At 62.5% G+C, this 12,473-nt stretch carries 10 protein-coding genes; 5 read left to right on the top strand and 5 right to left on the bottom strand.

What is annotated here, in order from left to right; genetic code table 11:
* Position 1 precedes the first annotated feature (1 nt).
* From PPGU16_RS38930 to PPGU16_RS38910, 5 genes are all read right to left on the bottom strand, one after another.
* Complete coding sequence (locus PPGU16_RS38930; RefSeq protein ID WP_180726116.1) at positions 2-1,444, bottom strand: MFS transporter; 1,443 nt, start codon at positions 1,442-1,444, stop codon at positions 2-4.
* 78 nt (positions 1,445-1,522) lie between these two features.
* Entirely contained in the window at positions 1,523-3,490 is a 1,968-nt protein-coding gene (locus tag PPGU16_RS38925) for an aconitase family protein (protein WP_180726115.1), read from the bottom strand.
* Positions 3,491-3,584: 94 nt separating this feature from the next.
* On the bottom strand, positions 3,585-4,478 hold the full coding sequence (locus PPGU16_RS38920; RefSeq protein WP_180726114.1) for a LysR family transcriptional regulator: 894 nt from the start codon (positions 4,476-4,478) through the stop codon (positions 3,585-3,587).
* 130 nt (positions 4,479-4,608) lie between these two features.
* Positions 4,609-5,595, bottom strand: a complete 987-nt coding sequence (locus tag PPGU16_RS38915) for an alpha/beta fold hydrolase (RefSeq protein WP_180726113.1) — start codon at positions 5,593-5,595, stop codon at positions 4,609-4,611.
* A gap of 229 nt (positions 5,596-5,824) precedes the next feature.
* Positions 5,825-6,559: an ABC transporter substrate-binding protein gene (locus PPGU16_RS38910; RefSeq protein ID WP_180726112.1), complete on the bottom strand. Its 735-nt coding sequence runs from the start codon at positions 6,557-6,559 to the stop codon at positions 5,825-5,827.
* 405 nt (positions 6,560-6,964) lie between these two features.
* Here PPGU16_RS38910 and PPGU16_RS38905 point away from each other — a divergent pair, with 405 nt between their 5' ends.
* The 5 genes from PPGU16_RS38905 (at position 6,965) to PPGU16_RS38885 (ending at position 12,412) form a co-directional block, all read left to right on the top strand.
* Entirely contained in the window at positions 6,965-7,990 is a 1,026-nt protein-coding gene (locus tag PPGU16_RS38905; protein ID WP_180726111.1) for a porin, read from the top strand.
* Positions 7,991-8,163: 173 nt separating this feature from the next.
* Positions 8,164-9,141 (top strand): ABC transporter substrate-binding protein, encoded by a 978-nt coding sequence (locus PPGU16_RS38900; protein WP_180726110.1) that lies wholly within the window; start codon positions 8,164-8,166, stop codon positions 9,139-9,141.
* Positions 9,142-9,162: 21 nt separating this feature from the next.
* The gene (locus PPGU16_RS38895; protein WP_180726109.1) at positions 9,163-10,188 is read left to right on the top strand and encodes an amidohydrolase family protein; all 1,026 of its coding nucleotides are present in this window, start codon (positions 9,163-9,165) and stop codon (positions 10,186-10,188) included.
* Between the two features lie 34 nt (positions 10,189-10,222).
* On the top strand, positions 10,223-11,071 hold the full coding sequence (locus PPGU16_RS38890) for an amidohydrolase family protein (protein WP_180726108.1): 849 nt from the start codon (positions 10,223-10,225) through the stop codon (positions 11,069-11,071).
* Positions 11,072-11,131: 60 nt separating this feature from the next.
* Positions 11,132-12,412, top strand: coding sequence for an MFS transporter (locus PPGU16_RS38885; protein ID WP_180726107.1), 1,281 nt, complete (start codon positions 11,132-11,134; stop codon positions 12,410-12,412).
* The last annotated feature ends 61 nt before the right edge of the window (positions 12,413-12,473 follow it).

The following is a 12,473-nucleotide window of genomic DNA, read 5'->3' as shown; positions in this document are numbered from 1 at the left end:
TTCAGTGTGAAATGCTCTCGAGCGATTTACCGAGCGTTCGCGGGCCCATCAGACCGATCGTGACGATCACGAGCGTCATCGCGCCTGCAATGAAAACGAACACACCCGCGACACCGAAATCCTTGAGCGTGAACGCGATCACGAACGAACTGAACACCGCCGACAAACGGCTCCACGAATAGACGAAGCCCACTGCCCGCGCGCGAATCGCCGTCGGATAGAGTTCCTGCTGATACGCGTGATAGGTGAACGAGATGATGTTGCCCGCCAGCGTCAGCAGCACGCCCAGTATCACGATGGCGACGGCCGATGCCGCCTGGCTGAAGAGCAGGCCGGCCACGATATTGAGCGCGGCCATGCAGACGATCACATGCTTGCGTTCGAAGCGGTCCGCAATCCAGTAGCCGAGCAACGGCCCAAGCGGCGCAGCCAGGCCGATGACGGTCGTATAGAGCAGGCTGGACGTCACCGTGATGCCTTGCTTGACGAGCAGCGTCGGCACCCAGTTCGCGAAGCCGAAGAAGCCGACCGTCTGGAAGATGTGGAAGATGATCAGCATCACGGTGCGCTTGCGATACGGCGGTTTCCACATATCGGCGAAACCGGCCTTGCGCGGAACGGGTTCGGACGGTCCCGGCTCGGGCAACGGCTGCCCGTGCTGCTGCGCGACTTTTTCTTCGAGTCGCGCGAGGACTTCGTCGGCTTCGCGAAGCCGCCCTTTACCCGCCAGCCAGCGGGGACTTTCCGGAAGATTGCGCCTGAAGTACCAGACGAACAGCGCGCTGATGCCGCCGAGCAGCACGACCCATCGCCAGCCGTCCACGCCAAACGGCGCCTTAGGCACGAGCAGCCACGAAAGAAACGCGACGACGGGCACGGCCGAGAAGCCGATCGTCTGGCAGATGGCGAATGCCCTGCCGCGCAGATGCTTCGGCGCGAGTTCGGACATGTAGGTGCCGATGGTAATCAGCTCGACGCCAATCCCCATGCCCGAGATGAAGCGCCACACGTTCAAACCGCTGGCCGTGTCCTGGAAGGCCATCACGGTGTTCGCCGCGACGTACCAGAGCAAGGACCACGTGAAGATCGCACGCCGGCCGAAACGGTCGGCGAGAAAGCCGCATGCAATGGTGCCGACGAACAGTCCGCTGAATAGCGCAGCGATGAAGCTCGCGACGCCTGACGTGCCGAACAGACCCGTGGTGGTTGGCGTGAGGATGCCGCTCTTGACGAGACCGGGCGCGACGTAGCCAGTGAAGAGAAGATCGTAGAGTTCGAAGAAGAAACCGAGGCTCAGCAGCAGGATCAGCTTCCAGACGGCGCGCGTCGCGGGAAGCCTGTCGAGGCGCGCGGATATCGCGCCCGCAGCGGTTGCCGACGCTGTCTCGACGCGCGTTGGAAAATCAGTGGCGCGTAGATCCGAGGCGCCCTCCAGAATGGCCATGTCTGTCTCCTGTCTCGTAGTTTGAATGTTTCACGGCTCAGGCAATTGCCAGCTATCCGTAGTCGATCGCAAGGCGCTTCACGCGTATTGCTCCTGCAACTCGGCGAATGAAGCGATCCGGCCCGCAAGCGCGCTTGCCACGACAGTCGGCGGGCTGGCAAGCCATACCTGACCCGGTCCGGAGCGGCCGGGGAAATTGCGGTTGATCGCGCTGATCGTCACCTGACTCGCATCCGTCGACGAACCCGGCCCGCAGTTCGCGCATGCGCCGCATGACGGTTGCAGCAGAATGGCGCCGACCTGCTCGAACGCGTCGATGTAGCCGCGCCGCACGCAATAGTCCCTGACGTCGGAGGTGCCGAACTGCAGATAGAGCTTCACATCGGATGGCACGCGCATGCCGCGCGCGGCAGCCCAGGCCAGCACTGCGTGATAGTGATCGAAGTCCTCGCGCTTTCCGGCTGTGCACGAGCCGCCATACGCAATTTCGACGCGCGGACGTTGGGCAAGATCGCGCAGCGCGATGCCGTTGCCGGGATCGCCGGGCGCGGCGAGCATCGGCGAAATTTGCGTGCAGTCGATTCCGATCACGTCGGCATAGACTGCGTCGGGATCGCTGCGCATCCACGGCTCGATCACGAAGTCGATGCCGCGCCGTTCCTTGAGGAACCTGACGGTTTCTTCATCGGGGGCGACGATGCCCGTGAAGCCGCCGAGTTCCGCCGTCATGTTCGTGAGGGTGGCGCGTTCGTCCGTCGTCAGCTGCGAAATCGCGGAGCCAGCGAACTCGAATATCTTCCCCACGCCCGCGCCGGCACGAATTCTCGGATCGGCGAGCAGATGCAGCGCGAGATCCTTCGCCGTCACGCCGGCCGGGACGGCGCCATTGAAATCGACGCGCAGCGAGTGAGGCACGGTCATCCGCACCGCGCCCGTGACGAAAGCGTTCGCCATGTCGGTCGTGCCGACGCCGAACGCCACGCAGCCGAGCGCGCCGCTATGCGGCGTGTGCGAATCCGTGCCGACGATGAGTTGACCCGGCAGCGCATAGCGCTCCGCCATCATCGCGTGAGAGATGCCTTCGGAGCCTTCGCTGAGCCCGTCGCCGGTGTCGTTCAGGTAGCCGTGATTCGTCAGGCCGTAGTCTTTGGCGAATTGCCGATGCGCGTCCGACAGTTCGCGCACATCGGGCAGCAGACCGTTTCTGACGTGCAGTTCGCTCTTGTGTGAATACGAGAGATGGTCTTCGAACGTGAGAATGGTTTCGGGCTGATGCAGCGACAATGGCTTGCCGAACGTCGCGTGCAGCATGTGCGTTGCCATGCCCGTGTAGTACTCGTGGATAAAGCGCCAGTCGGCGCGCACGAACACGCCGGAGCCGGGCGTCAGCGAATCGCCTGTGCCGTCCGTGCGCAGCGCGTGGCGCTGCAGAATCTTTTGCGCGAGCGTGCGCGGTTCGGTATCGATCGAATCTGCGGGGCACGCGGCGATTTCGATGCGGCGCATATGCTGCGCGCCGTAGCGCAACAGCCCGCCGCTTGTGAGGATCGACGCGGACAGGCTGTCGCGCGACGCAACGAGTTCTTCGATCCCGATCGGCTCGCCGCGCTGGATGCGTTCGATCAGCCCGAAATCCGTCGATGTAAACAGGCCCAGGTTATCCGCGTTCTGCCGATAAATCCGTTCGAAACTCTTCGCGATCACGAGCCGGATGCCCGCGCGATATTCCGCGAGCGGACTGTGTTCACGCGACGAACCTTTACCGTATCGATTGCCCGCGACCGTCACGCAAAAGCCGCCAGCGCGGATCGCGTCGGGGCCGATCGGATTACGGTCTCCCGTGCGGAAACCGACGTAAGGAAACCGGCCCAGCCGCTCATCGAAGCGGGTGAGCACGCTCATCGGCGTAATCTCGTCCGTCGATACGTCGTCTCTCAACGTTCCCGCCGACGCCTGCGTCAGATCGGAGCCGTCGAGTTGCCGTTCGACCCGTTCAGGATCGTCGCAAAGAAACAGTACCCGGCCCGTCAACTCCAGCTTTGCCATCTGATTTCTCCTTCAACGGAAATCTAGACGGCGACCGCGTCGACGACGAAGTGCTCGATCGGCAAAGGGGATATCGCAATTCGCGATGTCCTCGTTAACCCTCGGCCTGAGCGAGTGAGTCGATCAATGCCTGCACGGCTTTGAGACGCGACGATTTTCTGAGCGCGTGAATCTGAAGGCTGCGGTTACGCGCCCACGGTTCATCGAGTGGCCGGCGCACGAAACCCCGCGATCCGGCGAAAGCGGAGGCGGCACTCGTCGGAACGATGCCGATGCCGAGTCCCGCTTCGACCATCCGGCACTGCGCATCGAAACTGTTGACCGTCACGGACAGAGTGAGCGGCGTCCGAACCGCATCGGCGCGCTCCTTCAGCGTCTGATCGAGTGAGCCGCCCGCCTGCAACGCGACGAGCGGAAAACGGATGACGTCGCTGAAGGTCGGTGCATCGAGGGCGGCGAGTTCATGATCGGGCGGCAGTACGACCATCAGCGGATCATCCGCGAAGTGCCATGAATCGAGGCCTCCCGGTATCTTGCTGCTTGCCGAGATGCCCACATCCGCCCGATCGTCCACGCACGCGCGAATCACTTCGTCGCTGATCTGTTCGGTCAACGCGATCTGTACGAGCGGATAGCGGGCCTGAAAGGCTTTCAGACGCTCGGGCAAAAAGCCGACGATCGCGGACGCATTCGCATATAGACGCACGACGCCGGCGACCTGGCCGCTGAGCGACTGAACCTCGCGCGCCAGCGACTGCAACTGATCATGGACGGATGCCGCGCGCGAGAATGCGTGGCGGCCCGCCTCGGTCAATTCGACGCCAGCAGGCGAGCGGATCAGCAAGGGAAGGCCCATTGCGGATTCGAGATCCGCAATGCGTCTGCTCAACGCCGACGGGGCGATGTGATTGCGGCCCGCTGCCCGGGCGATGGAGCCTTCCTGCACGACGGATATGAACAGCTCCAGGCTGTACGGATCGATGCGCATGCTGCCGGACCTTGTCGACGTTCGTGGCGTGTGGGGCGGACCGATCGAGGCAGTCCGTCAGCGGCCATATTAACAGCGGCCCTTTGTGCGCCCGAGGCGGGCGCGGCGGCCATGCCGGGCAATGGACGCACTAACGCGCAGGCGGCAGAAACCGCAGCAACGCGCCCGTCACGACGGCAGGCTGCTCTTCGGCGACCCAATGGCCCGAGCCCTGCACATTGAGCGCCTCGACAGTCGTGGCGACATGCCGCAAGTGATCGCCAATGATCGGCCCGAAGCTTCCCGCGCCGCCGATGCCGAGCACAGGCATCGTCAGCTTCGTCGCGGAAAATGCCTGATTGTCTTTCACGTCTTGCGGAAACGCGCGGTAGTACTCGAAGCTCGCGCGCAGCGCGCCCGGCATCGCGTATTCGCGGGCATAGGTTTCTTCGACTTCATTTGTGAACGCGCGGGCGTTCACCGCTTCCGAATTGTGAAACCACTTCAGGTATTCGAGTTCGCGTCCGGCGATCAGCATTTCGGGCACGTCCTGTACCGAATAGAAGCGGAAGTGCCACGTGCGCGGTGACTGCACGAGTTGATCCCACGGCTCGATGCCGGGCAGCGGCACGTCGAGGATCGCGAGCGTGCGCACTTCGTCGGGATGCTGCGCCGCGTACGCATAAGCGACCATCCCGCCCATATCGTGACCCACCACATTGACCTGCGGACCGAGGTCGAGTTTCGCGACGAGCGCGCGGATGTCTTCGGCAACGTTGGCCTTCTCGTAACCCGTCGCTGGCTTCGACGTATCGCCGAGGCCGCGCAGGTCCGGTGCGAGCACCGTATAGCCGCGCGCGACGAGTTGCGGCATCACGTAGCGCCACATGTACGAGGTCGAGCCCCAACCGTGCAGCAGCACGACGGTCGTGCCGTCTTTCTTGCCCTGTGCGAGCAGATAGTGGTAACGCACGCCGTTCACGTCGACCTTGCCGTCCACGATTTTTGCGGTCGCAGTCGAGATGGCCGCCGATGTCATCGGCAGATAGTCGTCATGGGCGGCAGCGTGGGCGTGCTGCGCCGCGCCCGTCAAAACGATCGACGCGGCGAGGAAAGCGGAGATAAACGTATTGCGCATGATGATTCCAGTCGTCCTGAAGGGCGAACATGTGCGAAAGCCCGGGATGGCAATGCCGGCACGCTGTCAATGACACCGTGCGGCGACTGGAATCGATAGTAGGGAAGTGCTGGCCGATTGACGTGCGTGTTTGCCGATGAACTCGTTGCATCGGATCGAACATGTCGGCCATGCCGGCTGCGGGACGCTTTTACGAAAGGTTGGCTGGAGCGCGCAGGGCGCGCGACCTTTATGCCTTCGGAGCGACAGACGCTCCAGCGATCCCATGTCTCGCCAGCGCGTCGGCGACAAACCCGGAAGCTTTCATCTCTTCGACAAACGCATGCAACGCCGCCGCTGCTGCTTGCCCACGGCTCTTCGGCGTACCCATTGCCTGCTGGATCACCATGAACCGTTCATCGAGCAGCCGAAGCCCGTTGGCCTTTTTCGCATCGGCTTCGAGTTGCTGCTTCACGCCCGCAGCGACTTCGAGATTCTGTTCGAGGAACGTCTGCACGACAGCCGGCGAAGTCGGCGCCCGCACGATTTGCGCGGCCTTCAACTCGCGCGTCAGGAACAGGTCATACGCGCTGCCCTTGCCGACGGCCACGCGATTGTGCGCATGATCGACATCGGCATTCGTCTTGACGGGCGAGTCGTTGCGCACCAGATAGAAGCCTTCGATCAACACATACGGTGCCGTGAACGCAATCGTCTCGCCGCGCAACGGATCGACGGCGAAGAAGCCAAAATCCGCGCGCTCCTCGCTGACCGCCTGAACCGATTTGCCCGCTGCATCGAACACGACCAGTTCGAGTTCGACGCCGAGCTTGTCGGCGAAGGCTCGCGCGAGATCGACGGATACGCCGAACGGCTCGCCCGTTTCAGCGTTCTTGTTGGCGAGAATCGGATTGCCGAGATTGATCGACGCGCGCACCTTGCCGGTGGGCGTGAACGCGGCGACGACGGATTGATCGATAGTCATGAATGCTCCCGTGGCGACCGCGCTTTTGTGCCGCAGCCTGAGGGTGCAAGGATAAACCGGTTTTATGTCGACGCACAAAAGTCCCACTGAATATCACTTTAGTCTAGGGACGCGCGCTCCTCCCTCCAATATCGTGTCCCCATGGAGACGATAAGGCCGTCGATCACGACTGGGCCGAAGGAGGGCATTTTTCGACGCATCGCGCGCGTCTGTTACCCCATCGCACAGCTTCTCGCATCCCCGCATCTGGTTTCTCGCGCTATTCACCGGCGCCGCTGAGTTCACGCGTTCCGTCGCCGCGCATCGGCATTGGCAGTCATCCGCATTCAATCCGAAGCGCCATGCGCTGTGCCTCGTCACGCAAGGTCGACGGGTTCCAATCCATTACACAACGAATCGGAGACAATGAAAAAGCTGGCTATCCTCATATCCGCAGTGGCTTCAGCATGCGCTGTCGGCACTGCACATGCGCAATCGTCCCTCACGCTTTACGGCGTGATCGACAACGGCATCGAATATCAAAACGGTGGTGCGGGAGCGGTAGTCCGAGCGTCGTCGGGTGGACTTGCGGCCACCGTGTACGGCATGAAGGGCGAAGAAGACATCGGCGGCGGTCTTCACGTCAATTTCCAGTTGGAGCAAGGCTTTTCCGCCGTGAACGGCCAGGCATCCAATCCCGCCGATGCATTCAATCGCCTCGCCTGGGTCGGGCTGTCCGGCGGCTTCGGTGAATTGCGTTTCGGGCGGCAAAAGAAGCCGGAATATCTGTTTCTCAACCGGGAGATGGACGCAGTCGGCGTGCAAAGCATTGCGTCTCCGTTGAACAACTTCAACGACGTTACCGTCCGTGCGAGCAACGCGATCACGTATTTCACGCCGACGGCCTACGGTCTGACCGCGCAATTCTCGGTCGCGATGCGCGACGATACGACGAAACCGACCAACGGCATACAGTTCTACAACGCTGTCGCTCGCTGGGTAGTCGGGCATTTTCATTTCGCGGCGGGCTACGAGCAGCAGGGCAATGCAACAGGAACCTCGCTGCAACGCGTACTCAGGGCGGTGGCGTCATATGGGACGAAGTCCGCGCGCGTGTATCTCGCGTACCAGTCGGAACGCGAGTCCGACAACAGCGAGAAGCTCGATATCTATGCCCTGTCGGGTTCGTATTCGTTCAGTCCGTTCGACCGGCTTTCATTGATGTACGGCTATGCACACGACCGCACGGGTCAAGGCAACAACGCGCAGCAGGTCGGTCTGACGTATGCGTACTCGCTTTCCAGGTCGACAACCGTATACACGTCCGCGGGCTTCATCCAGAACCGCAATCAGGCGCAATTCACGCTCAACGGAACCGAATACTCCGGGATCGACGTCGCACCGGGCGCGAACGTGCGCGGCGTGATCGTCGGGATGATTCACAGGTTTTGACGCGGTGCCCCGAAACGGGTGCCGGAGCCAGCGCCCGCGCGGCCTCGACAAAAGTGCCATTGAATCTGCGTTTTGTGTAGGGACACGGCAGGCCCTGTCAAATATTCTCAACCCATCGAGACGATATGCCAGGCGCTGATCCCGTCGCCGGCGACGAACCACTCAAGGAGAGGATGTTGACCAGAAAAGTCCCGCTCAAGATCGCGATCGCTGAGCATCCGCATACGTCGGCTATCCGCAACGGCGCCATTCCCATCGAGGGCGTGGATGCCGAGTTCATCACCGTCAAGCCGCAAATCGGCGCATTCCGCCGGATGGTGCGCGATGTCGAATTCGACGTGTGCGAGCTGGCGCCGACGACTTACATCATCGCGCGGGCATATGGCGCACCCTTCGTCGGCCTGCCGATCTTCGTCGTGCGGCGCTTCCATCATGGCGGGCTGCTGGTGCGCCCGGATGCGGGGATCAAGGAGCCGAAGGACCTCGAAGGCAAGAAGGTCGGCGTGCGCGCCTACTCGGTGACGACGGGCGTATGGACGCGTCAGGTGCTGATCGACGAGTTCGGCCTCGATTCGTCGAAGGTGACGTGGGTGGTCGACGACGAAGAGCACGTCACGCAGCTCAAGCTGCCGTCGAATGTGATTCACGCGCCTGCTGGAAGTTCGCTGGCGGAAATGATGGAGAAGGGCGAATTGTCGGCCGGTTTTGCCGCGGCTGCGGGTATCGGCCGCACGGGCGCGCCGACAGGCGGCTGGCAGGAAGTCGAAGCCGACTATCCCGACCTGCTGCCGAACGCAGCCGCGCTCGAAGCCGATTACTACAAGCGCACGGGCGTCTATCCGATGCACGGCACGATCGTCGTGAAAGACTCGGTGCTGGCCGAGCACCCGTGGATCGCGAAGTCGATCTTCGACGCGTTCGCGCAGGCGAAGAAGGAATGGCTCGCGCGGCTCGATGCGGGCGAGGCGACGAGCGCGAGCGACAAGAAGTACCTCGAACTGCGCAAGATCGTCGGACACGATCCGCTGCCGTACGGTCTTCAGGAAAACCGCAAGACGATCGAAACGCTCGAAGCCACCGCATTCAAGCAGGGGCTGACGCCGCGCCGCATGTCGATTGGCGAACTGTTCGTCGACCCGCAAGCGCGCTGATCGAAAAAAGACGGAGACAACATGATTATCGATTGCCACGGTCACTTCACGACCGTTCCCGCATCGTTTCGCGCGTGGCGCGCCAAACAGGTCGAGTTCGCGAACGACCCGGCCAACGCGCCGTCGCGCGATGGCGCACGGGTGAGCGACGACGAAATCCGCGAAGCGATCGGCAACGGCCAGCTCAAGCTGCAACGCGAGCGCGGCAGCGACCTCACGCTGTTCTCACCGATCGCCGGTTTGATGAGCCACCATCTCGGCAACGAGCGCACGAGCCTCGAATGGGCGGAAGTGTCGAACGATCTCGTGTACCGCGTGACGGAACTGTATCCGGACAACTTTGCGCCTGTCTGCCAGTTGCCGCAATCGCCGGGCGCGGCGCCTGCGAATTCGATCAAGGAACTGCGGCGTTGCGTCGAGCAACTCGGGTTTGTCGGCTGCAACCTGAATCCCGATCCGACGGGCGGTTACTGGACGGGCAAACCGGTGACCGACCGCGAGTGGTATCCGCTGTACGAAGCACTCGTCGATCTCGACGTGCCCGCGATGATTCACGTTGCCGCGTCGTGCAATCCGTGCTTCCACGGCACGGGTGCGCATTATCTGAATGCCGATACGTCGGTGTTCATGCAATTGCTGCAAGGCGACCTGTTCAAGGACTTCCCGACGCTGCGCCTTGTGATTCCGCACGGCGGCGGCGCGGTGCCGTATCACTGGGGACGTTATCGCGGGATGTCGCTGGAAATGCGCGAACGTCCGCTGGAAGGTCTGCTGAACAACATTTTCTTCGACTCGTGCGTGTATCACCAGCCGGGCGTCGAGTTGCTGACCAAAGTCGTGCCTTCGGACAACGTGCTGTTCGGCTCGGAGATGATCGGCGCGGTGCGCGGCAAGGACCCGTTGACAGGCCAGTACTTCGACGACACGAAGCGCTACATCGACGGCTGCGCCGCATTGACCGACGAAGACCGCTACAAGATTTTCGAAGGCAACGCACGGCGCGTCTACCCGCGCCTCGATGCGCGGCTCAAGGCGCGCGGCAAATAAGCACGCAAGCACGACGACAGACACAGAGACACTCATGACTTCAATCGTTGATATCCACCCGCACATCATTTCCGACGACGAGAGCGCGTATCCGCCCGCGCCGCTATTCGGCAAGCGCTCCGAGTGGTCGAAGGAACGTCCGACGACCGTCGAGACACTGATCGCCGCAATGGACGCCGCCGGTGTCGCAAAGGCCGCCGTGGTCCATTCGTCGACCACGTATGGCTTCGATAACAGCTACGTGGTGGACGGTTGCGCGCAGTATGCGGATCGTCTCGTGGCGGTCGGATCGGTGGACGTGTTGCAAGAGGATGCGCCGAAACGTATCCGCGAATGGGTCGGGCGCGGCCTGGCGGGCCTGCGTCTCTTCACGGGCGGCAGCACGAAGGAGTTCGACCCGAGCGAACTCGACGATCCGCGCTCGTTCCCGGCGTGGGAACTGTGCGCGGAACTCGGCCTGCCGATGTGCATCCAGACCGGCCCGATCGGACTGCCGCAGGTGACCGCGCTCGCGCGGCGCTTTCCGACGGTGCCGATCATCCTCGATCACCTGGGCCGTCCCGAAGTCGCCGATGGCGCGCCTTACGCGAACGCGCAAAGCCTGTTCGAGCTCGCACCACTCGACAACATCTACCTGAAGCTCACGCCGCGCATTTTCGGCGACGTGAAGAAGGAAAAGGCGAGCGCGGAGACGTTCTTTCCGCGTGTGGTCGAGGCGTTCGGTGCACAACGGATGGCATGGGGCTCGAACTTCCCCACGTCGCCGGGAACGCTCGCCGGGATTCTCGCGACCGCTCAGGCAGGTCTCGCGAGCCTGAGCGACGAAGATCGCGCATGGATCTTCGGCAAGACCGCGCAAAAGCTGTATCCGGCGCTGGCCTGACGACACAGCGCGACTCGAGCTGCACGGCAGCATCCAATCAAAACTGAAGAGAAGCTAAAGATGGAGACAAACAAATCTGGGCGACCAGGCATCGCGAGCCGCTGGGCGACACTCGCGCTCCTTGCGATCGGCGTGTTGGTTTCCTTTATCGATCGCACCAGCATTTCTTCGACGCTGGCCGACGCGGGCTTTATCCGGCATTTCGCGCTGACGGACCTTGATCGCGGCTGGATCAACTCGGCCTTCTTCTGGTCGTATGGCCTCTTCCAGGTGCCGATGGGCTGGGTCGCCGACCGCTATGGCGTGAAATGGCCGTACGCGATCAGCTTCGCGTTGTGGTGCATCGCGACGGCGCTGATGGGCGCAGTGACGGCACTCGCGAGTCTCGTCGTGATGCGTCTGATCATCGGCATGGCGGAAGCGATCGTGATTCCCGCGAGCTACCGCTGGATTCGCAACAACTTCGACGAAAGCCAGAACGGCCTCGCGGTCGGCATCCTCGCAATGGGCAACAAGTTCGGCCCGGCGCTCGGCGCGCCCGTCGGCGCCTGGTTCATCGTCAACTATTCGTGGCAAGTGATGTTCATCGCGACGGGCCTCGTCGGACTGATCTGGCTCGCGCCGTGGCTGCTGCTGGTGCGCAACGATCTGCCGTCGAAGGACGAACTTACGGCGAACAGTCGCAGTGCCCGCTCGGTGAGCCTCGCGAGCATCCTGGCGAGCCCTGTCGTGTGGGGCGGCATGATCACCAACTTCTGCTACGGCTACTTCACGTTCTACTGCATGACGTGGATGCCCGCCTATCTGGTCGAGCAGCGCAACCTGTCGATCTCGCGCTCCGGGCTGTTCACATTCTTCAGCTTCGCGGGCATCGCGATTGTTGCGGCGCTCGCCGGATGGGCTGCGGACCGCGTCATCGCACGAGGACGCAATCCGATTCGTGTGCGCAAGGCATTCACGGTGGCGGGCTTTATCGGCGGATGCACGGTGCTGCTCGGCGCGTACGCGCATACCGTCGAAATGGCGCTGTTCTGGAACGTGCTGTCGCTGTCGCTGCTCGGCTTCGTCACCGCGAACAACCTCGTGCTGTCGCGCCTGACGCTGATCCCGAAGCAGGCCATCGGCCTCGTCACGGGCGTGCAGCAGGTTGCCACCAGTCTCGCAGGCGGCGTGGCGGCGAGCCTGTCGGGGTGGTTGCTGCATGTCAGCGGAAGTTATGACGTGCCGATGATGGTGATTCTCGGCTTCCTGCTGGTCGGCGCGACGGCCACGCTGATTCTGTATCGCCCCGAATGGGCGCCGAGGGTAACCGAAGCGCAGGGTTCGCTGCGGCGAGCCTGACGCGCGTCGTTCGCCGCGCAAAAAAACACAGCACGGCCGGGACCTTCGGCCCTAAAGAACC

Source organism: Paraburkholderia largidicola, assembly GCF_013426895.1.
GTDB classification, from domain to species: Bacteria; Pseudomonadota; Gammaproteobacteria; order Burkholderiales; family Burkholderiaceae; genus Paraburkholderia; species Paraburkholderia largidicola.
The sequence above is the reverse complement of the archived record's forward strand: the minus strand, read 5'-3'. Positions and strand labels throughout refer to the sequence as shown.